The sequence below is a fragment of the Enterobacter sp. SORGH_AS_0287 genome, assembly GCF_031453695.1.
GTDB lineage: Bacteria > Pseudomonadota > Gammaproteobacteria > Enterobacterales > Enterobacteriaceae > Enterobacter > Enterobacter ludwigii.
Genome location: NZ_JAVIZW010000001.1, coordinates 2,224,206 through 2,246,099, shown reverse-complemented (window position 1 = coordinate 2,246,099; position 21,894 = coordinate 2,224,206). Strand labels below are relative to the sequence as shown.

Genomic DNA, 21,894 nt, shown 5'->3' with positions numbered 1-21,894 from the left:
GAATATTACAGTCTTATTTCACTTCTTCGCCTTTTGCCTGCATATCGGCATGGTAAGAGGAGCGAACAAAGGGGCCGCAGGCTGCGTGGGTAAAGCCCATCGCCATCGCTTCGGCTTTCATCTCATCAAACTCATCCGGGCTCACGTAGCGCTGCACGGGCAGGTGGTGGCGGCTTGGCTGCAGATACTGTCCCAGCGTCAGCATGGTCACACCGTGGCGGCGCAGATCGCGCATCACTTCGATGATCTCAGCATTCGTTTCACCGAGACCAACCATCAGGCCTGACTTGGTTGGAATATGGGGATGCGCTTCTTTAAAACGCTCCAGCAGCTTCAGAGACCAGTTATAGTCCGCACCAGGACGTACCTGACGGTAGAGACGTGGCACGTTCTCCAGGTTGTGGTTAAACACGTCTGGTGGCGTCGCGGTCAGGATGTCCAGCGCGCGATCCATACGGCCGCGGAAGTCTGGAACCAGCGTCTCAATTTTGATGTTCGGGCTTTTCTCGCGAATAGCGGTAATGCAGTCAGCGAAGTGCTGAGCACCGCCATCACGCAGATCGTCACGGTCAACGGAGGTAATAACGACATAACGCAGCGCCATATCGGCGATAGTCTGCGCCAGTTTCTGAGGTTCGTTAGCGTCGGGCGCTACCGGGCGGCCATGAGCCACATCGCAGAACGGGCAGCGGCGGGTACAGATGGCACCCAGAATCATAAACGTCGCGGTACCGTGATTGAAACATTCAGCAAGGTTCGGGCAAGAGGCTTCTTCACAGACGGAGTGAAGGCCGTTCTTGCGCATCGCCGCTTTGATCCCCTGGATACGCGAAGAGTCAGCCGGAAGTTTGATTTTCATCCATTCCGGTTTTCTTAACAGCGCTTCGCGCTCTGTAGCCACGTTTTTAACCGGGATAAGGGCCATTTTATCGGCATCGCGGTATTTAACACCGCGTTCCATCACAATGGGTTTACTCATAGCGTGCGTGTTCCAGTTGCGAATATCGAAGGAAAGCGTTTCTATTCAAGGGAATGTTGTATTTATCAACTATTTTTGAACGAACGACAGGCAGTATATCATTGAAACGGTCGGTAAAGCAGCCTGCCAGGTCGCCAATTTGTAAAATAGTTGTTGTTTTGTGCGTTTTGCCCGGCAGGGGGCAGGGGCTTGTGCTGTATCAACCAGTCAGAAGGCCTGGCGGATGACGCGGATAACGTTTTCCAGTACCGGATCGCGCAAGCTGAGTTTGTTGTAATGCAGTGAAATCTCGATAGATTCCGCATTGAGCTGGTTGAGAGGAATGCTCTCCAGCGGCCAACATTTACGCAACAAGGTATACAGACGCGAAGGCATGATGCAGAGCATGTCGCTGCTGCCGATCAGGGAGGCAGTGGTGAACATATTGTAACTACTGAAGCTGATCTGGCGTTCCGGGAATATCTCATCGATTCGCTGACGCAGCGCATGGTTGGACTGTCCTTCGGTCATGAAAGACGAATGATCGTAGTTGCGCAGATTTTCAATGGTCAACGGCCCGCTCAGGGCGGGATGCTGCTGGCGGCACACCAGCACCAGGTTATCCGCATACAGGACATGTTGTCCGAGCGCTCGGGCGCTAAAGCTGCCGCTTTCTATAATCAGGTCGGTCTGAAACTGAGCAAGCTGAATATCAGGCTCGTTGAGCGGCACATTTCGCAGCAGGAGCTGGGGAACATGCTCTTTTATCGCCTGAAAAATAGCGGGCATCACCAGCACGCCGACAGACGGGGTGCAGCCGATAGTGATGGTTCTCTGTTTGTCATAGCTGCCGGTTAAATCCAGCGCACCCAGAATCGACTCCAGCCCCTGGCTGATGTACTCATGCAGATGGGTGGCGTAGGCCGTCGGCGTAACCCCCTGGCCCTTACGAATAAATAACGGGTCGGGAAATATAGCGCGCAGTTTTTGAATTGACTGGCTTATTGCTGAAGGCGTGAGATTAAGAATTTTCGCAGCATTAACGATACCCTTATGGACATATACTGCCTCAAAAATAGTCAACAAATTGAGATCAATATTACGTAAAGTCCGAAAAATTTGTGGCTTGTCCTCACCACCTGGGTCATTCAGTCGTTTGGCTGGTAAATTATTATACTCCACGCTTTCACTCCGTATACATTCACATTATGAATGATAGTTGAATTTATTTATTATGCTTGTAGAGATTCGTAAAGTGTTGGTTTTGTTTCACTTGTTTATCAAAAACAAACAGTTGTGTGATTATCACGCAAGTTACTTACGCCCTGTATGCAGTTCTGGCTGGAGGCTAAATAATATGTAGCGGTAATATTCGGGCGCTTCGAAAATATAGAATAAGCGGATTATTGTAAAGCGTAAAAGCGGTAAATAAACAGTGGCCCGTCAAATAATCGAGCCATGATGCATGATATATTAAGCAGTGATATATTCGTAAGATGGATTGTTAAGTAGGGCTAAAACGTTCTTCAAAAGCACAGGACGAATATTCTCGGGCGTTGCGCTTTCAACCCACTGGCGCATTTGCGTCATCTCCATTCCGGCGTAGCCGCAGGGGTTTATGCGCTGGAAAGGGGTAAGATCCATATTAATATTCAGTGCCAGCCCGTGGAAGGAGCAGCCCTTGCGGATACGCAGCCCCAGTGAGCAAATCTTACTTTCTCCCACATAGACGCCCGGCGCATCGGCACGCGGATGGGCTTCAATACCGTATTCCGCCAGCGTGTTAACCACGGTTTGTTCCAGCAGGGTAACCAGTTCGCGAACGCCGAGCTTTCTGCGCTTCAGGTTCAGCAGAACGTACATCACCTGCTGCCCAGGCCCGTGGTACGTGACCTGCCCACCGCGATCGCTTTGAATTACCGGGATATCACCCGTCATCAATAAATGTTCCGCTTTTCCCGCCTGTCCCTGTGTAAATACCGGCAGGTGTTCGACCAGCCAGATCTCATCAGGGGTGGTGTCATCGCGTGAATCGGTGAAATCATGCATGGCCTGGGAGACAGGCTCGTAAGGTTGCAGCCCGAGATGACGGACAAGAATTTTATCCTGATACAAAAGGACGTCTCCGAAGACGAGGGACAAAAGGTGAGGGAGAGTATATCACAAGCGGGGAGGCTGGTTACCCGGCAAACCGGGTAACCGCAGAGGGACTACAGCACCATACGAACAATTTCGATATTGCCGAGCTCTTCGTACAGCGTCTCAACCTGCTCAATGTGGGTTGCGGTAATGGTAATAGATACCGAGTGGTAGTTGCCCTTGCTGCTTGGTTTTACTGACGGAGAGTAGTCACCCGGCGCATGGCGCTGTACCACTTCAACCACCTGATCAACCAGCTCAGGTTTCGCCAGACCCATTACTTTGTAGGTAAACGGGGTAGGGAATTCAAGCAGTTCGTTAAGTTTGGTTTTCATGTCAGCTCCGGCGTAACGTCAAAAAGAATAACTCCCACGACAGGTGGGAGTTATCAGGATATCTAGTATATGGGGATCAAAATCACACTTTCAAGTGTTCAATTTTTAGCCAAACCAGTGATGGAACATCAATTTAATGTAATCAATGATTTTGCCGAAGAAATTGCCTTCCGGGATTTCTTGCAGAACAACCAGTGGACGCTGATCGATGGTTTTACCATCCAGCTGGAAGTTGATGGTGCCCACCACCTGGTTTTTCTGCAGTGGCGCGTGCAGCTCAGTGGTGTTCAGCACGTAGCTGGCTTTCAGATCTTTCATGCGACCACGAGGAATGGTCAGGTACAGATCTTTATCCACGCCAAGGGAAGCACGGTCGTTATCACCGAACCAGACTGGCTCAGAAGCAAACTCTTTACCGGCTTTCAGCGGGTTCACGGTTTCGAAGAAACGGAAGCCCCAGGTCAGCAGTTTCTTGCTTTCTGTCTCACGACCTTTGAAGGTACGACCGCCCATCACGGCAGAGATCAGACGCATCTGACCTTCGGTGGCAGAAGCAACCAGGTTGTAGCCAGCTTTATCGGTATGGCCAGTTTTGATGCCGTCAACGTTCAGGCTGTTATCCCACAGCAGGCCGTTACGGTTGGTCTGACGGATACCGTTGAAGGTGAACTCTTTCTCTTTATAGATGGAGTATTCGTTCGGCACGTCACGGATCAGCGCCTGACCAATCAACGCCATATCACGTGCGGAGCTGTACTGACCATCTGCGTCCAGACCATGTACGGTCTGGAAATGGCTGTTCTTCAGACCCAGCGCGGTGACGTAGCTGTTCATCAGACCGACGAAGGCATCCTGGCTTCCCGCGGCGAAATCGGCCATTGCCACGCACGCATCGTTACCGGATTGCAGGTTAATACCACGGATCAGCTGAGAAACAGGAACCTGCATGCCCGGTTTCAGGAACATCAATGATGAACCTTTAAATACCGGGTTGCCGGTTGCCCACGCATCGTTACCGATGGTGACCAGATCCGTTTCTTTGAACTTCCCTGCTTTCATGGCCTGGCCGATAACGTAGCTGGTCATCATTTTGGTCAGGCTGGCCGGATCGCGGCGGGCGTCGGCATTCTGTTCAGCCAGCACTTTGCCAGAGTTGTAGTCGATCAGGATATACGATTCCGCGTCGATTTGCGGAACGCCAGGGATCATGGTCTTGATATTCAGGTCATCGGCGTGAGCTGCAGAGAGAGCAGTTGCGCAAAGGGCCGTGGTCAGCGCCATGCGCTGCACAAAACGAGCAGAAAAAGTGGTCTTCATGGTCAGAACAACGACATCCGTGATGGAATTAAAAAAAGTGCCTTACTATAGCAAATGCTATTCAGGCAGGCATCCGACTTTAAGCATGAGTTTGTGAATGTGTTTTACACAAATTGACACTTTGGATGCCGCCAGTTCATTATTTCGCAACAGCGATAAATGATTGTAGTTGGGCTTCATTTTGCAGGCGCTGCTGCAGAGACGCTGCCTGCGATTTGCTGGCAAACGGCCCCATCTGAATACGCCATACTGCGCCGTTTTGCGCAACGCGTCCCGGGACACCAAACGTCTGGCTCAGACGCTGTTGATACTGCTGCGCACGGGCCTGATCGCTTACCGCCCCAACCTGAACCACAAAGCCGCCACTGGCCGCGGCTGGAGCCGCAACCGGTGTGTTTTGCGCCGTCGCCGGAGCCGTTACGGGCGCAGGCTCTGTGGCAGGAGCGGCAACAGGAGCCGGTGCTGGCGTAGGTTCGCTGCCTTCCAGCACGCCGGTGGCTAACGTGGTCGGCGCGCCAAGGAAGCCGCTACTCTTTACCGGCGCACCCGTCGTGTCTTCGCTCTGCAGCGTATCATTGCTGATTGGGCGCACTTCTCCTGCTGGCTGAGAAGGCTCTGCCGGAGAAGAGACGCTTCCCATGCCGCCGTCCAGGTTCGGGCGGTCAGGAAGGGCGTAAGTCTGTTTCGCCACCGTCGTACACGCAGTACCTGGCCCGGAGAGGGTGCCATCCTGCGCCACGATAATCGGGTCAATACGGACTTTGGTATTGTTCGAAGTGTTCAGGCGGTCTGCAGCCGCGCGTGACAGGGAGATCACCCGGTCGTTACCGTAGGGACCACGATCGTTAATGCGTACCACGATCATACGACCATTCGCCAGGTTGGTGATACGGGCGTAGCTCGGGACAGGCAGGGTCGGGTGAGCCGCCGTCAGTTGCATCGGATCGAACGCTTCGCCGGTCGCCGTCAGATTGCTGCCGGGCTCGGCATCATAAATGGCGGCAAAGCCAGCCTGGCTAAAGCGGGAGGGATCCTGAACAATTTTGTAGCTTTTGCCGTCGCGCTCGTAATCCTGATTCGCGCTGGCATTGAGCGGTTCATAAACGGGATCGGCACCGCTGATTTCAACGATCGGGCCATTACAAACCGCAGGCTGCGGCGGCGCGACGGTTGCCTGTTGCTGACCATCATCACTTGTGCAGGCCGCAAGTAAACTTGCCGCAATGCAGATCCCCAGCCACTGCTTACGCATTCCGATCCCCTTATTTTTATACGCTTTTTGACAACATTTTTCTGTGGGTATGGATCGACATCACGATACCAAACCCGGCCATCAACACGATCAGTGCCGAGCCTCCGTAGCTCACCAGCGGGAGCGGGACGCCAACAACCGGCAGAATACCACTCACCATACCAATATTTACGAAGACATAAACGAATAAAATCAGCATCAACCCGCCTGCCATCACGCGGCCAAAAGGTGGTTTGCGCACGCGCGGCGATCCACAGCCCTCGCATGATCAACAGCACATACAGCGCCAGCAGAATCAGGATGCCAACCAGGCCCAGCTCTTCCGCCAGAACCGCAAAGATAAAGTCGGTGTGGCGTTCCGGTAAGAACTCCAGCTGGGACTGGGTGCCGTGCAGCCAGCCTTTACCGCGCAGGCCGCCGGAACCGATCGCAATCTTGGACTGAATAATATGATAGCCCGCACCCAGCGGATCGGTTTCCGGATCGAGCAGCATCATGACGCGTTGTCGCTGGTAATCATGCATCAGGAAGAACCAGAGAATCGGGATGAATGCTGCCACCAGCACGACTGCAATGCCAATCAGACGCCAGCTTAAACCCGACAGGAACAGGACAAACAGGCCGGAGAGGGCGATAAGAATCGAGGTGCCGAGGTCAGGCTGCGCCGCAACCAGCAGCGTCGGCAGGAAAATCAGCACCAGCGCAATGGCGGTATTTTTCAGCGAAGGCGGGCAGACGTCACGGTTAATAAAACGCGCCACCATCAAGGGAACCGCTATTTTGGCTATTTCAGAGGGCTGGAAGCGGACAACGCCCAGATCCAGCCAGCGCTGCGCGCCTTTAGAGATGGCCCCAAAGGCATCTACCGCAACCAGCAGCACAATACAGAATATGTACAGATACGGTGCCCAGCCTTCATAGACCCGCGGCGGGATCTGCGCCATGACCACCATAATGACCAGACCCATCGCGATCTGGCCGATTTTGCGCTCCATCATGCCGATGTCCTGGCCGCTGGCGCTCCAGATAACCAGGGCGCTGTACACCAGCAAAGCCAGCAGGATCAGCAGCATGGCTGGGTCGATATGGATTTTATCCCACAGCGATTTTTTATTTGGATTATCCGTCATGATTATTGGTCCTCCGCCGCAGCGGCGGCCGGGTTTTCTGCCGGCAGTTCGGTGTTGTTATCACCCAGCATAATGTGGTCGAGGATCTGGCGCATGATGGTCCCCACGGCCGGACCTGCGCCGCCGTTTTCCAGAATCATCGCCACCGCAACCTGCGGGTTATCATAAGGGGCAAAGGCCGTCATCAGCTTATGGTCACGCAGACGTTCAGCAATGCGGTGCGCGTTATAGGTTTCATTGGCTTTCAGACCGAAGACCTGCGCAGTACCCGATTTGGCGGCCACTTTATACGGTGTGCCGGCGAAATACTTATGTGCGGTCCCGTTCGGGCGGTTCGCCACGCCGTACATACCGTCTTTGGCAATTTCCCAGTAACCGGAATGAATGTCACCCACTGGGGCTTCATGCGGCTGGATCCACGGCACTTTTTTGCCGTCTTCAACCGTACTTTGCAGCAGGTGCGGAACTTTCACTACGCCATCGTTGATGAGGATCATCATCGCTTTGTTCATCTGAATCGGGGTCGCCGTCCAGTAGCCCTGACCGATACCCACCGGAATGGTATCACCCTGATACCACGGCTTCTTAAAGCGCTTCAGCTTCCACTCACGGGTTGGCATGTTACCGGAACGTTCTTCTGAAAGGTCAACGCCGGTGTAATGTCCATAGCCGAATTTGCTCATCCACTCTGACAGGCGGTCAATGCCCATATCATACGCAACCTGGTAGAAGAAGGTATCCGCAGACTCTTCCAGCGATTTGGTAACGTTGAGGTGACCATGGCCCCATTTTTTCCAGTCGCGATAGCGTTTTTCAGAGCCTGGTAATTGCCACCAGCCCGGGTCAAACAGACTGGTATTGCGGTTGATGACGCCCGCGCTCAGCGCAGAGACCGCCACGTACGGTTTTACCGTTGACGCTGGCGGGTAAACCCCTTGTGTGGCGCGGTTCACCAGCGGCGTATTCGGGTCATTGAGCAGACCGGAATAATCTTTGCTGGATATACCATCGACAAAGAGGTTCGGGTCGTAGCTTGGCATGGACACCATCGCCAGAATGCCGCCGGAACGCGGATCGGTGACGACAACGGCAGCACGGCTGCCCGCCAGTAAGGTTTCAATATACTGCTGCAGCTTGAGGTCGAGCGTCAGGTAGACGTCATGCCCCGCCTGCGGTGGCACTTCTTTGAGCTGGCGAATGACGCGGCCACGGTTGTTAACTTCAACCTCTTCATAGCCGGTCTGCCCGTGCAGGACATCTTCGTAGTAGCGTTCGATCCCCAGCTTACCGATATCGTGCGTCGCTGCGTAGTTCGCCAGTTTGCCGTCTTTATCGAGGCGTTCAACGTCTTTATCGTTGATCTTGGAAACGTAACCAATGACATGCGTCAGCGCGGAACCGTAAGGGTAGTAGCGACGCTTGTAACCTTTCACTTCCACGCCGGGAAAACGATACTGGTTCACGGCAAAGCGGGCCACCTGGACTTCCGTCAGGTTCGTTTTAACCGGGATTGAGGTGAAACGGTGGGAGCGGGCACGCTCTTTTTTGAACGCGGCGATATCATCGTCGGTCAGATCGACAACGCCTTTTAGCGCTTCAAGCGTATCCTGCACATTATCGACTTTTTCCGGCATCATTTCGATTTGATAAATGGTGCGGTTTAACGCCAGCGGAGTGCCGTTACGGTCGTAGATAATGCCGCGGCTGGGCGCGATGGGCACCAGCTTGATACGGTTTTCGTTTGAACGCGTCTGATAATCGGTAAAGCGGACAATTTGCAGATTATAGAGGTTGGCGATCAGCACGCCGGTAAGCAGCAAAATCCCCGTAAAGGCGACCAGCGCCCGGCGCACAAACAGCGCGGACTCAGCCGTATAGTCGCGAAAAGAATTCTGTAGTTTCATCCGCTGCTTAATCTACCCTGGTCAGTCACTACTCGCGGTGATATGGGTGGTTGGTAGTAATGCTCCACGCGCGATACAGGCTTTCTGCCACCAGTACCCGAACGAGCGGGTGGGGAAGCGTCAGCGCGGAGAGAGACCAACTTTGTTCTGCCGCCGCTTTGCAGGCAGGAGATAACCCTTCAGGCCCGCCAATCAACAGACTGACGTCACGGCCATCCTGCTTCCAGCGCTCCAGTTCGTGCGCCAGCTGCGGCGTATCCCAGGGTTTACCTGGAATATCGAGGGTGACGATGCGGTTTTTGCCTGCGGCAGCCAGCATCAGCTCTCCCTCTTTATCGAGAATACGTTTGATATCGGCGTTCTTGCCGCGTTTCCCGGCGGGAATTTCCACCAGTTCGAACGGCATGTCTTTTGGAAAACGACGCAGATATTCAGTAAAACCGGTTTGTACCCAGTCCGGCATTTTGGTGCCGACGGCGACCAGTTGCAACTTCACGCATTAACCCCAGAGTTTTTCCAGTTCATACAGGCGACGGCTCTCTTCCTGCATGACATGGACAATCACATCGCCGAGATCGACAACCACCCAGTCAGCGGTCGCTTCGCCTTCAACGCCAAGCGGTAACAGGCCTGCTGCACGCGATTCCTGAACAACGTGGTCGGCAATCGAAACAACATGACGCGTTGAAGTACCGGTGCAGATAATCATGCAGTCGGTGATGCTGGATTTACCCTTAACGTCGATAGCGATGATGTCCTGACCTTTCAGGTCATCAATTTTGTCGATAACAAAATCCTGGAGTGCTTTACCCTGCAAGTTTTCCCCCTGGGGTGAATGAGATTGTATAACTATGAATTCGTGGCCAGACAGTATACCTGAACTGACGCCAGTGTCGGGACAAATGTCTCCGGCCGGGCTTTTGAAGGCGGGTATCATCCCACCCTCCGCCTGAGATTGCATCGCCATTTTTGTAAAACAATTTCTGTAAAGCAATGATCGGCGGGAAAGTCTGGCAGCGGAGGATAACAGTATGGCTTAACCTGTCAAGGCAGGATAATCATTACGCCGCTTTTTCATGCGCCCCCGCTATGCGTCTGCGCTTTTCTGATACAACCCATGCGCGTGAATGTAGTCCAGCACAGCTGATGGCAGCAGATCGTCACAGGCTAATCCCTGCTGCAGACGCTCGCGAATGAGGGTCGCAGAAATATCGAACCACGGCGTCTCTGCCAGATAAATCTTCCCGGCAGGCTGGTTGTGCAAGTCTTCAATATTGTCTGTGAGATGCGCCTCAAGCCACTGCTGATACTGCTCTTTTCGCATGGTCAGCGGATAGCCCGGACGGCGACAGACAAGCAGGTGGCTGTTTTCCAGGATCGTTTCATACTGGTGCCAGGTGGGAAAATTGAGCAGGGAGTCCTGACCAATAATAAAGGCCAGCGGCGTGTCCGGCCCTTGCTCCGCTCGCCACTCCTGCAGCGTTTGCGACGTCCAGGACGGTGTGTCGCGGCGCAGTTCTCGCTCATCAAGGCTAAAAAGCGGTTTATCCGCGATGGCCAGAGCGAGCATCTCTTTTCTCTGCTCGCTGCTCGCCTCAGGTTGCGGACGGTGTGGCGGCACATTATTGGGCATGATGATTACGCGCTGAAGGCCGATCAGATTCGCCAGAATTTCAACCGGCTTCAGATGTCCGTAATGGACCGGATCGAAGGTGCCACCGTACAGGGCCTGTAAAGAATGCATACTATCCATCGATAAATACGTCTGCCAGCGCCTTATGGCAGAGCAGCAGAGAGAGACTTTCCAGCTCCGCCCAGACCGACTGACCATAATCTTGTTTCAACGTAAGCTCAGCGCGCATCAGAAGCTGCACGGCCTGACGCAGCTGTTCATGACTCAGGCGGTTGATGGCCTCGGTGGTCATCGCCCGACGGTTTTGCCACACCCTATGTTTATCAAACAGCGAACGTAATGGCGTATGTGCAGACTGACGCTTGAGCGTAATCAGCAGTAATAATTCACGCTGAAGGGTGCGCAGCAAAATAACCGGTTCGCTACCTTCCAGGCGCAGCTGTTGCAATATATGCAGGGCGCGTTTGCTTTTCGCTGCCAGCAGTGCATCCACCCAGTGGAAGGGCGTAAAGTGCGCGGCATCGTTAACGGCCTGCTCCACGCGTGGCAGTGTCAGCTTACCGTCTGGCCAGAGCAGGGAGAGCCTGTCCAGCGCCTGAGCCAGTGCCAGCAGGTTACCTTCATAGCAGTAGCAGAGAAGCTGGTTTGCGGCGTCGTCCAGCTGAAGATTGTTTTGCTTCGCTCTTGTCGCGACCCATTTTGGCAGATGGGCTTGCTCAGGCGTCTGACAGGTCACCATAACCGCATTGGCCGCGAGCTGGGTAAACCAGGCCGCGTTTTCCTGCGCTTTGGTGAGCTTGTTGCCGCGCACAATAAACAGCAGATCGCTGTGCAGCAGACTGACCAGCGTTGCCAGCTGTTCATTGATGGCCGCGTTAGGGCCATTCTCCGGCAGCAGGATCTGGATGGTCTGGCGCGATGCAAAGAGGCTCATCGCCTGGCAAAGCGAGAAGAGGGCATTCCAGTCGGTGTTGTTATCCAACTGGACGGTGTGGTGTTCATCAAAGCCCTGCGCGGCCGCCGCCTGTCGGACGGCATCCAGGCTTTCCTGAAGCAATAGCGGATCGTTTCCGAGAAGCAGATACGCCGCGCGCAGCCCTTCATTGAGCTGCGCGCGGAGTTGTTCAGGATACAGCCTGATCATCAGTTACCCATGGAGGCAGAAACAGGAGGCGTGGTGGCATCCGGTTTTTCGATGATGTCAGAACCCTGTTTCGTTGACGCGGCAACGCCCGGCAGCTTACGGATCAGCTGCTCTGCGGCCTTATCGTACATTTCGTTAATGATAATCTGCTGCTCGGCGTCTTTTGCCAGAGCCGTCTGCGGGTTATCGAAGAACGAACGGTACACTTTCGTGCTGATTGGGTAGATGTCTTTACCCGGGATCAGAACGGCGGCATTAACCGACAGGACCATCTGATACTCTGCGGTACGGCCGTCCTGGAAAATGGACGCCGTGTCTTTGGCTAAGGTTGAGCCCAGAACGCGCAGGGATGGAACATCCTGACGTAACGTCCCTTTCTCAATCAACTCAACATCGTTAAGACGCAGCTGGTTTCGAATTGCCCGGCTGAGTGGACCATTCGGATCCGATGAGTCGAAAATCATCGTTTTCATTTCAGCAGGCACTGCCGTGGTATTGCGCAGATGCCAGCCACAACCAGCGGTGACAAGCACCGCCAGAGATAAGAGTATTGTTGCCAGTTGTCGCACGTTTCCTCCCGCGCTTAGCCAACGACCAGATTCAGCAATTTACCCGGTACGTAGATCACTTTACGTACGGTAACGCCCTCAAGATATTTCGCAACCAGATGTTCCTGGCCTGCGCGTTCGCGAACCTGTTCTTCGGTAGCATCGACCGCCACGGTAATTTTACCGCGAACTTTGCCGTTAACCTGGACCACAACCAGCGTGGTGTTTTCCACCATCGCGGATTCGTCAGCCACTGGCCACGGTGCGTTGTCGATATCGCCTTCGCCTTTCAGCTCCTGCCAGAGGGTGAAGCTGACGTGCGGGGTGAACGGGTTCAACATGCGAACGACGGCCAGCAGCGCTTCACGCATTAAGGCACGATCCTGCTCGCCGCCCTGCGGGGCTTTTGCCAGCTTGTTCATCAGTTCCATAATAGCCGCAATTGCGGTATTGAAGGTCTGACGACGACCAATATCATCGGTCACTTTTGCAATCGTTTTATGAACATCACGACGCAGCGCCTGCTGATCTTCAGTCAGTGCCGCGACGTTCACTGCCGGAGCATCACCCTGAGAGGTGTGCTCGTAAACCAGTTTCCAGACACGCTTCAGGAAGCGGTTAGCCCCTTCAACGCCCGATTCCTGCCATTCCAGGGTCATGTCAGCCGGAGAGGCAAACATCATAAACAGACGCACGGTATCTGCGCCGTAACGCTCAACCATCACCTGAGGGTCGATGCCGTTGTTTTTAGACTTCGACATCTTGCTCATGCCGGTATAAACCAGTTCATGACCTTCGGCGTCTTTCGCCTTCACGATACGACCTTTCTCGTCGCGCTCAACGATCGCGTCAACCGGAGACACCCAGTTACGCTCGCCGTTCGCCCCGACGTAGTAGAAGGCATCGGCCAGCACCATTCCCTGACACAGCAGCTGTTTTGCTGGTTCGTCAGAGTTGACCATGCCTGCGTCGCGCATCAGCTTGTGGAAGAAGCGGAAGTAGAGCAGGTGCATGATGGCGTGTTCAATACCACCGATGTAGATGTCCACAGGCAGCCAGTAGTTTGCTGCATCGGAATCCAGCATGCCTTCCTGATACTGCGGGCAGGTGTAACGCGCGTAGTACCATGACGATTCCATAAAGGTATCAAAGGTGTCAGTTTCACGCAGCGCTGGCTGGCCGTTAACGGTCGTTTTTGCCCACTCAGGATCGGCTTTGATTGGGCTGGTGATACCGTCCATGATCACATCTTCCGGCAGGATCACCGGGAGTTGATCTTCTGGCGTTGGCATCACGGTACCATCTTCCAGCGTCACCATTGGGATAGGTGCTCCCCAGTAGCGCTGGCGAGAGACACCCCAGTCGCGCAGGCGGTAGTTGACTTTACGCTCACCGACGCCCAGCGACGCTAACTTGTCGGCAATCGCGTTGAAGCCATCTTCAAAGCTCAGACCGCTGAATTCACCCGAGTTGAACAGGGTGCCTTTTTCGGTCAGGGCTTGTGCGGAGAGGTCTGGCTCAGAACCGTCAGCCGCGAGGATGACAGGCTTGATGGTCAGGCCATATTTGGTGGCAAATTCGTAGTCACGCTGATCGTGGCCTGGAACGGCCATGACGGCGCCTGTGCCGTACTCCATCAGCACGAAGTTGGCTGCCCAGACAGGGATTGCTTCGCCCGTCAGTGGATGGATAGCCTTAAAGCCGGTATCAACGCCTTTCTTCTCCATCGTCGCCATGTCGGCTTCGGCCACTTTGGTGTTGCGGCACTCGTCGATGAAGGCCGCCAGTTCCGGGTTGTTTTCCGCGGCTTTCTGCGCCAGCGGGTGACCAGCGGCCACGGCCAGATAGGTCGCACCCATGAAGGTGTCCGGACGGGTAGTGTAGACGGTCAGGGTCCGATCGTCGTTCTCAACGTTGAAGGTGATCTCCACGCCTTCTGAACGGCCGATCCAGTTACGCTGCATGGTCTTGACGGTATCAGGCCAGTGCTCCAGATTATCCAGATCGTTTAGCAGCTCGTCAGCGTAGGCGGTGATTTTGATAAACCACTGCGGGATCTCTTTACGCTCAACTTTGGTATCACAACGCCAGCAGCAGCCGTCGATAACCTGCTCGTTCGCCAGTACGGTCTGGTCGTTCGGGCACCAGTTAACGGCAGAGGTCTTCTTGTACACCAGGCCTTTTTTGTACAGCTCGGTGAAGAATTTCTGCTCCCAGCGGTAGTATTCCGGGGTGCAGGTCGCCAGCTCGCGGCTCCAGTCATAGCCAAAGCCCAGCATTTTGAGCTGGTTTTTCATGTACGCGATGTTGTCGTACGTCCACGGGGCAGGTGCCGTGTTGTTTTTGACCGCCGCGCCTTCTGCAGGCAGACCAAACGCATCCCAGCCGATTGGCTGCAGGACGTTTTTGCCGAGCATACGCTGGTAGCGGGCAATCACATCACCAATGGTGTAGTTACGCACGTGGCCCATGTGTAGTCGACCAGAAGGATAGGGAAGCATCGACAGGCAGTAATACTTCTCTTTGCTCTCGTCTTCGGTTACTTCAAAGGTGCGCTTCTCGTCCCAGTGTTGCTGGACTTTTGATTCTATCTCTTCCGGGCGGTATTGCTCTTGCATGGCAGCCAGTGGTCCTGTTTTCAATACAGCTACAAATGTAGCCAATGGATGTGGTAATTCAGATCCGCATAGCATAGCCCAAACGCCCGCGCCAAAACAGCCTTTCGCACAAATGCACGCGTGAGGAATTTGTCGGGTCTGTGGTTCACCTGGCAAAGCGGTGGCGAAATAAGGTCTATTATTAGAGTCAGTTACTTACCCGGGAGGCAAAATGATGAACAAGGTTGCTCAATTTTACCGAGAACTGGTGACAACACTGACGGAACGGCTGCGTAACGGCGAGCGTGATATCGATGCGCTGGTGGAACAGGCGCGGGCCCGCGTGACGCAAACGGGTGAGTTAACGCGAACCGAAGTGGAAGAGGTGACGCGCGCCGTACGACGCGACCTGGAAGAGTTTGCGCGAAGCTACGAAGAGAGTCAGAACGAGGTTACCGACAGCGTTTTTATGCGGGTAATTAAAGAAAGCCTGTGGCAGGAGCTGGCGGATATCACCGATAAAACGCAGCTGGAGTGGCGTGAAGTCTTTCAGGACCTCAACCACCACGGGGTCTATCACAGCGGAGAAGTGGTCGGACTGGGGAATCTGGTGTGCGAGAAATGCCATCACCACATTGCAGTCTATACGCCGGATGTGTTGCCGCTGTGTCCAAAGTGTGGACACGATCAGTTCCAGCGTCGGCCGTTTGAGCCCTAAGTAAAAGCCGCCCTCTGCCTTCAGGTCAGAGGGAGGGCATCAGGCCACAGAGCAGTCTACCATGCCCGGTGGCCATCGCTTACCGGGCCTGGCTGTAATAGTTGAGTCTTTCCGCCAGCAAATCCACGAACGCTTCACGGTCGATATCCACCATCAGCGTGGTATTGGGTTGATTGCCCGTCAGCGAATAGTAGTCCACCACCGTCATACCCTGAGTGTATTTCCCCTGGGTTTCCACGCCTACCCACCGTTCTACCGTGGTAAACATCTCCGGTTTGAGCAGCCAGGCAATGGTGCACGGATCGTGCAGCGGCGCGCCGTGAAAACCCCATTTCTCGGCTTTGTGATACGCCATAAAGAAGTCCAGCAACTCTGCGACGGTTGTCGCCACCGGGTTGCCAATGGCACGAAAGCGCGCGATGTCGTGCGCCATTATTTGTGCGCGAAGGGTGACGTCCAGGCCGGCCATGACAATCGGCAGGCCAGACTGGAAGACAATCTCTGCGGCTTCCGGATCGACAAAAATGTTGAATTCCGCCGCTGGCGTCCAGTTCCCGAGTCCCATTGCGCCGCCCATGATCACGATTCGGGCGATTTTACTGTGCAATTCCGGATGGCTGTTCAGCAGCAGCGCAACGTTGGTTTGCGGGCCGGTGGCCACCAGCGTGACCGGTTCCGCGCTTTCACGCAGCACTTTCGCCATCAGCTCTACGGCGGTGCAGGGTTGCGCTTCAAACCCCGGTTCGGGCAGTGCCGGGCCATCCAGCCCACTTTCACCGTGCACGTTGTCGGCAATGATCAGATCGCGCATGAGCGGTTTGACGGCACCACCGGCGACCGGAATATCGGTGCGTTTGAGCAACGTCAGCATACGCAGGACGTTACGCAGCGTTTTCTCCGGGGTCTGGTTTCCGGCAGAGGACGTGACGGCTTTGACGTCCAGTTCAGGGGAGGCAAGTGCAAGGACGAGGGCGATCGCGTCATCATGACCCGGGTCGCAATCGAGAAGGATAGGTTGTGCCATAGCGTGCTCCATACGTAGCATTATTTTGTGACAAGGTTAACGCTGCAATGTGACGCCGACGAGAAGAAGAGAGCTAAAGCGTGAAGCAGTGCGCAATCCGCAAATTGCGCACCGGGGAGATTAGTGCAGGATTTTGGCGAGGAAGTCTTTTGCTCGCTCGGATTTAGGATTGGCGAAGAACTCTTCTTTCGGCGAGTCTTCAACAATCTTCCCTTCGTCCATGAAGATCACGCGGTTCGCCACTTTGCGGGCAAAGCCCATTTCGTGGGTCACCACCATCATCGTCATCCCTTCGTGCGCCAGCTCAACCATTACGTCCAGCACTTCGTTGATCATCTCGGGATCGAGAGCGGAAGTCGGTTCATCAAACAGCATGGCGACCGGATCCATACACAGGGCGCGGGCAATAGCCACACGCTGCTGCTGACCGCCAGAGAGCTGCGCCGGGAATTTATCAGCATGCGCAGAGAGCCCCACGCGTTCCAGCAGCTTCAGACCTTTATCGCGCGCGAGCTTTTTATCGCGTTTCAGCACTTTTACCTGCGCCAGCGTCAGGTTCTCGATAATGGAGAGGTGCGGAAACAGCTCAAAGTGCTGGAACACCATGCCGACGTGGGAACGCAGTTGAGCAAGGTTGGTTTTCCTGTCATTGACTTTGGTGCCATTGACGAGGATCTCTCCTTGCTGCACCGGCTCCAGGCCGTTAACGGTTTTGATCAGCGTGGATTTACCGGAGCCGGATGGCCCACATACCACCACCACGTCACCTTTTTTCACTTCGGTTGAGCAGTCGGTCAGCACCTGAAAGTGCCCATACCATTTAGAAACATTTTTCAGGGAAATCATTATACAGTCCTTTTCTTCAGCCAGCTGACCAACAGCGACGCGCTTAAACTAATCACAAAATAGACTCCACCCGCGAAGAGCACCATTTCGACCTGCGTACCGTCACGTTCACCGATGGTAGACGCGGTACGGAAGAAGTCTGCCAGGCTCAATACGTAGACCAGAGAGGTATCCTGGAACAGTACGATGCCCTGGGTCAGCAGGAGGGGAACCATGGCGCGAAACGCCTGCGGCAGAATAATGAGCTGCATGGATTGCCAGTGCGTCATCCCCAGCGCCAGCGCGGCGCTGGACTGCCCACGGGAAATACTCTGAATACCCGCTCGGATAATCTCTGAATAGTAAGCAGCCTCAAACATTGAGAACGCGACCATCGCGGAGATCAGGCGGATATCGGTTTTCGGCGACAGCCCCAGCACGTTTTGCAGAAAGCCGGGAACAATCAGGTAAAACCACAGCAGTACCATCACCAGGGGGATGGAGCGGAAAACGTTAACGTAGGCTGTGGCAAACCAGGCGAACGGTTTAAAGGCCGACAGGCGCATGACCGCCAGCAGGGTGCCCCAGACGATACCCACCACAATAGCAATCACGGTGATTTTTAAGGTGATCAGCAGGCCATCCAGCAGGTAAGGCATGGATGGAACGATAGAACTCCAGTCAAATTCGTACATTATTTGCCCCCCAGATTGCCCGGCAGGCGGATTTTGCGTTCAACCAGGTTCATCACCAGCATGATGAAAGTGTTAATCAGAACATAGGCGAGTGTGATCGCCGTGAAGGATTCCCACGCGTGGGCGGAATAATCCAGCAGCTTGCCCGCCTGTGCGGCCATATCCACCAGACCGATGGTCGAGGCGATGGCCGAGTTTTTCACCAGGTTCATCATCTCAGACGTCATTGGTGGAACAATGACGCGGTAAGCGTTAGGCAGCAGTACGTAGCGGTAAGTTTGTGGCAGCGTCAGGCCCATCGCCAGGCCAGCATTTTTTTGTCCGCGCGGCAGTGACTGAATGGCGGCACGCACCTGCTCGCAAACGCGCGCGGCGGTGAAGAGCCCCAGGCAGAGCATGGAAGAGACAAAGAACTGCACGTTCGGATCCAGTTCCGACTTAAACCACATGCCAATATTTTCCGGCAGCAGTTCCGGGACGACCAGATACCAGGTGAAAAATTGCACAATCAGCGGAACGTTACGGAACAGTTCCACATACAGGGTGCCGAGAGATGAGAGAAAACGGTTAGGTACGGTGCGCAAAATACCGAACAGTGAACCGACAAGAAACGCGATAATCCACGCCGTGATCGATAAGGCGACGGTAACCTGAAAACCGCTCCACAGCCAGCCAAGATAGGTGGTGTTGCCGAACGGGGCTTGTTGCAGGAATATGCCCCAGTTCCAGTCTATTGACATAATAAACTCCAGAAAAAAAAGGGTAGCAGCGCTACCCTCGAAGATTGGTGAGAAGCTCATTTTTCGCGCTGAGTGGGGAACGACCACTCAACGTATAGTCTGTCCATGCTTCCCGACAATCGAGAGGGCAGGAGATCCCGCCCCTGTTGTTCTAATTAGTTAAGAGCCTTGTCGTTTGGTGATTTGAACAGCGCTTTCATGTCGTCAGACAGTTCGAAGTTCATGTTAAGATTTTTGGGTGGAATCGGGTTCTTGAACCATTTATCGAACCATTTTTCCGCTTCACCGGAGGTCTGAACCTGAGCGATGGTGTCATCGATCAGCTTCTTGAACTGCGGATCGTCTTTACGTAGCATACAACCGTACGCTTCTTTAGATTGCGCCGTGCCGACGATATCCCAGTTGTCTGGTTTCTTCGCTTTTGCACGTTCGCCTGCCAGCAGGGCATCATCCATCATAAACGCCACAGCACGGCCACTTTCCAGGGTACGGAAAGAGTCGCCATGATCTTTCGCGCTGATGATGCGCATATCCATTTTCTTCTCGTCGTTCAGCTTGTGCAGCAACACTTCGGAAGTGGTACCGGAGGTAACAACGACGGCTTTGCCTTTCAGGTCCGCAAAGTCTTTGATCTCGCCGCCTTTCTTGGTCAGCAGGCGGGTGCCCACGACGAAGATGGTGTCAGAGAAGGCAGCCTGTTTCTGACGTTCAAGGTTGTTGGTGGTGGAACCGCACTCAAAATCGAACGTGCCGTTTTGCAGCAGTGGAATACGGTTTTGTGAAGTGATTGGAATCAGCTTCACCTGCAGGTCAGGTTTGTTCAGCTTTTTCTTCACAGCTTCAACGATAGCGTTGGAGTAATCCTGTGAATAGCCCACGACTTTTTGCGTGTTGTCGTAGTAAGAGAACGGGACAGAAGATTCACGGTGGCCGACCACGATCACGCCGTTTTTGGCAATCTTGTCGAGAGTGCTCCCGGCAGCCGGAGCATCTTCAGCGTGAACGACGCTTGCCGACATCCCCATAACCAGCATTGCTGTGGCCAGTTTACGTAATTGCATACCCAACTCCTTTCTTATCAGCGCCAGTGACGCATTGATACCCATTGTGATGTTGTTATATCTCGCGCTATGCGAGTGCAGTGTTATGCAAGCTTGTTAACATTTAGTCTGGCTTAATGTAAAGATTTTGCTGCGTTATTGTTTATTTTTGCGAAGCGCGCCGCACCAATCAGAGGCAAATATCTCTCGTTGCACCGTTTCGGTGCTACCGGTGATCTACGCTGGTGCGACGAAGTTGCACGTTAAGCCAAACTGCGTTTACGTGGGGAAATAAAGCAAGAGACGTGCCAGAAATGCCCTCTCCCAACGGGAGAGGGGAAGGGAGGGGAAATTATCGACGACGCTGACGCAAGCTCATCAGCACCGCGCCAAATCCGAACAGCGCGGTCAGGATCCACAGCGGCCAGTTGCCGGTGCGGGCATAAGGCGTCAGGCCCGTCGCAGGCGTGACGTTGGTCGTCAGCACTTCACGGGTGAACTGCGGGATCATGGCCTGGATTTCGCCCTGCGGGCCAATCACGGCGGTAATGCCATTGTTGGTGCTACGCAGCAGCGGGCGCGCCAGCTCCAGGGAGCGCATCCGCGCCATCTGGAAATGCTGCCACGGGCCAATCGACTTACCAAACCAGGCATCGTTGGAGATAGTCAGCAGGAAGTCAGTGTCCGGACGGAAGTTATCGCGCACCTGCTCGCCGAGGATAATTTCGTAGCAGATGGCCGCCGTCAGGGCAAAACCGTGCGCATGCAGCTGGGGCTGAACGTACGGGCCACGGCTGAATGAGGACATCGGCAGGTCAAAGAACGGTGCTAACGGGCGCAGAATGGACTCCAGCGGTACAAATTCGCCAAACGGTACCAGGTGATTCTTGTTATACCGGTCAGTGGAGTTGTAGCTGTATTCGCTGTCTTTACCCAGCGTAATGATGGTGTTGTAGGTGTCGTAGCGGTTCTGCTGATTCAGACGCGCATCGACAATCCCGGTAACCAGCGTACTGCCGCGAGCCAGCAGTAGATCGTTCATCATGTTCAGGAACGGCTGCTGGTTAATTTCCAGATCCGGAATCGCCGACTCTGGCCAGATGATCAGCTGCGATTTACCCATGACCGCCTCGGTGGCGTTAGCGTAGATCTTCAGCGTGTTCAGCAGCTCTTTCTCGTCCCATTTCATTGACTGAGGGATATTCCCCTGCACCATTGAAATCTGTGTAGTGCGCTCTGGCACCAGGCTGTACCACTGGATATAACGCAGTGGGAAAGGCAGGGCAACCAACACCAGCGCCACGACCAGCGTCTTCCAGTTATGTGTGACAAGCGCCAGGATCAGCAGTCCGCTCACCACCATCAACAGGAAGTTAATCGCTTCAACGCCCATTACCGGAGCAAGCCCCTTTAGCGGGCCATCAATCTGACTGTAACCGAACTGCAGCCACGGGAAGCCAGTCAGTACCCAGCCGCGAAGGAACTCGGTAATTTGCCAGACAACCGGCGCAGCAATGGCAACGCGCAGCCAGGTGGTTTTTGGCCACAGGCGAGAAAGGATACCCGCGAACAGACCGGTATAGAGCGAGAGATAAGCGGCCAGCAGTACCACGAGGAAGACGTTAACGGGTCCTGGCATACCGCCAAACTGAGCGATGCTGACATAGACCCAGTTGATGCCGGAGCCAAACAGCCCCAGTCCCCAGAAGTAGCCAATCGCTGCCGCCTGGACGGGACGACGATTCAGGGTTAAACCCTGAAGTCCCATCAGGGAGAGAATGGCTGCAGGCCAGATATCGTAAGGAGAAAAAGCCAGCGTTCCGCTGGCTCCGAGTAACAGCGCCAGCAGCAGACGTACGCGCTGGCGTTCAAGTAATGGGGCAAATGCCATTTAC

At 54.3% G+C, this 21,894-nt stretch carries 20 protein-coding genes and 1 pseudogene; 1 reads left to right on the top strand and 20 read right to left on the bottom strand.

Annotated elements, in window-relative coordinates; translation table 11 throughout:
* Positions 1-13: 13 nt before the first annotated feature.
* From lipA to leuS, 14 genes and pseudogenes are all read right to left on the bottom strand, one after another.
* A complete protein-coding gene (gene lipA / locus QE396_RS10690) occupies positions 14-979 on the bottom strand; it encodes a lipoyl synthase (RefSeq protein WP_014169113.1) in 966 nt (321 codons plus the stop codon).
* Between the two features lie 207 nt (positions 980-1,186).
* Positions 1,187-2,140: a YbeF family transcriptional regulator gene (locus QE396_RS10685; RefSeq protein ID WP_020885001.1), complete on the bottom strand. Its 954-nt coding sequence runs from the start codon at positions 2,138-2,140 to the stop codon at positions 1,187-1,189.
* Between the two features lie 291 nt (positions 2,141-2,431).
* Positions 2,432-3,073: a lipoyl(octanoyl) transferase LipB gene (gene lipB / locus QE396_RS10680; protein WP_020885000.1), complete on the bottom strand. Its 642-nt coding sequence runs from the start codon at positions 3,071-3,073 to the stop codon at positions 2,432-2,434.
* A 95-nt stretch (positions 3,074-3,168) separates the two neighbouring features.
* A complete protein-coding gene (ybeD, locus tag QE396_RS10675) occupies positions 3,169-3,432 on the bottom strand; it encodes a DUF493 family protein YbeD (RefSeq protein ID WP_003858718.1) in 264 nt (87 codons plus the stop codon).
* A gap of 105 nt (positions 3,433-3,537) precedes the next feature.
* Positions 3,538-4,749, bottom strand: coding sequence for a D-alanyl-D-alanine carboxypeptidase DacA (gene dacA / locus QE396_RS10670; RefSeq protein WP_014169116.1), 1,212 nt, complete (start codon positions 4,747-4,749; stop codon positions 3,538-3,540).
* A 139-nt stretch (positions 4,750-4,888) separates the two neighbouring features.
* Positions 4,889-6,001 (bottom strand): endolytic peptidoglycan transglycosylase RlpA, encoded by a 1,113-nt coding sequence (gene rlpA, locus QE396_RS10665; protein WP_020884999.1) that lies wholly within the window; start codon positions 5,999-6,001, stop codon positions 4,889-4,891.
* A 16-nt stretch (positions 6,002-6,017) separates the two neighbouring features.
* A pseudogene (gene mrdB / locus QE396_RS10660) lies at positions 6,018-7,131 on the bottom strand (peptidoglycan glycosyltransferase MrdB).
* Between the two features lie 2 nt (positions 7,132-7,133).
* Positions 7,134-9,035 carry a peptidoglycan DD-transpeptidase MrdA gene (mrdA, locus tag QE396_RS10655; RefSeq protein WP_014169119.1) on the bottom strand — a complete coding sequence of 634 codons (1,902 nt, stop codon included), beginning with the start codon at positions 9,033-9,035 and terminating at the stop codon, positions 7,134-7,136.
* Between the two features lie 28 nt (positions 9,036-9,063).
* Complete coding sequence (gene rlmH / locus QE396_RS10650; protein WP_003858701.1) at positions 9,064-9,531, bottom strand: 23S rRNA (pseudouridine(1915)-N(3))-methyltransferase RlmH; 468 nt, start codon at positions 9,529-9,531, stop codon at positions 9,064-9,066.
* A gap of 3 nt (positions 9,532-9,534) precedes the next feature.
* Positions 9,535-9,852 carry a ribosome silencing factor gene (gene rsfS / locus QE396_RS10645; RefSeq protein ID WP_003858696.1) on the bottom strand — a complete coding sequence of 106 codons (318 nt, stop codon included), beginning with the start codon at positions 9,850-9,852 and terminating at the stop codon, positions 9,535-9,537.
* 270 nt (positions 9,853-10,122) lie between these two features.
* Positions 10,123-10,788 carry a nicotinate-nucleotide adenylyltransferase gene (gene nadD / locus QE396_RS10640; RefSeq protein ID WP_032670621.1) on the bottom strand — a complete coding sequence of 222 codons (666 nt, stop codon included), beginning with the start codon at positions 10,786-10,788 and terminating at the stop codon, positions 10,123-10,125.
* On the bottom strand, positions 10,781-11,812 hold the full coding sequence (gene holA / locus QE396_RS10635) for a DNA polymerase III subunit delta (RefSeq protein ID WP_040016926.1): 1,032 nt from the start codon (positions 11,810-11,812) through the stop codon (positions 10,781-10,783). The genes nadD and holA overlap by 8 nt, the downstream gene beginning before the upstream one ends.
* A complete protein-coding gene (gene lptE, locus QE396_RS10630) occupies positions 11,812-12,381 on the bottom strand; it encodes an LPS assembly lipoprotein LptE (protein ID WP_020884995.1) in 570 nt (189 codons plus the stop codon). The genes holA and lptE overlap by 1 nt, the downstream gene beginning before the upstream one ends.
* A 14-nt stretch (positions 12,382-12,395) precedes the next feature.
* Complete coding sequence (gene leuS, locus QE396_RS10625) at positions 12,396-14,978, bottom strand: leucine--tRNA ligase (RefSeq protein ID WP_048339331.1); 2,583 nt, start codon at positions 14,976-14,978, stop codon at positions 12,396-12,398.
* 214 nt (positions 14,979-15,192) lie between these two features.
* Here leuS and QE396_RS10620 point away from each other — a divergent pair, with 214 nt between their 5' ends.
* The gene (locus QE396_RS10620; RefSeq protein ID WP_025204671.1) at positions 15,193-15,675 is read left to right on the top strand and encodes a zinc ribbon-containing protein; all 483 of its coding nucleotides are present in this window, start codon (positions 15,193-15,195) and stop codon (positions 15,673-15,675) included.
* A gap of 79 nt (positions 15,676-15,754) precedes the next feature.
* Here the strand turns inward: QE396_RS10620 and rihA are convergent, their stop codons facing one another.
* The 6 genes from rihA to lnt all read right to left on the bottom strand — a co-directional run bounded on the left by rihA (position 15,755) and on the right by lnt (position 21,890).
* Positions 15,755-16,699, bottom strand: coding sequence for a pyrimidine-specific ribonucleoside hydrolase RihA (rihA, locus tag QE396_RS10615; RefSeq protein WP_309950959.1), 945 nt, complete (start codon positions 16,697-16,699; stop codon positions 15,755-15,757).
* A gap of 120 nt (positions 16,700-16,819) precedes the next feature.
* Positions 16,820-17,545 (bottom strand): amino acid ABC transporter ATP-binding protein, encoded by a 726-nt coding sequence (locus tag QE396_RS10610; protein WP_014169127.1) that lies wholly within the window; start codon positions 17,543-17,545, stop codon positions 16,820-16,822.
* The gene (gene gltK / locus QE396_RS10605) at positions 17,545-18,219 is read right to left on the bottom strand and encodes a glutamate/aspartate ABC transporter permease GltK (protein WP_014169128.1); all 675 of its coding nucleotides are present in this window, start codon (positions 18,217-18,219) and stop codon (positions 17,545-17,547) included. The genes QE396_RS10610 and gltK overlap by 1 nt, the downstream gene beginning before the upstream one ends.
* A complete protein-coding gene (locus QE396_RS10600) occupies positions 18,219-18,959 on the bottom strand; it encodes an amino acid ABC transporter permease (protein WP_020884992.1) in 741 nt (246 codons plus the stop codon). Before QE396_RS10600 ends, gltK begins: the two co-directional genes overlap by 1 nt.
* A 155-nt stretch (positions 18,960-19,114) precedes the next feature.
* Complete coding sequence (locus tag QE396_RS10595) at positions 19,115-20,020, bottom strand: amino acid ABC transporter substrate-binding protein (RefSeq protein WP_020884991.1); 906 nt, start codon at positions 20,018-20,020, stop codon at positions 19,115-19,117.
* A 331-nt stretch (positions 20,021-20,351) separates the two neighbouring features.
* A complete protein-coding gene (gene lnt, locus QE396_RS10590; protein WP_047366145.1) occupies positions 20,352-21,890 on the bottom strand; it encodes an apolipoprotein N-acyltransferase in 1,539 nt (512 codons plus the stop codon).
* Between the last annotated feature and the right edge of the window lie 4 nt (positions 21,891-21,894).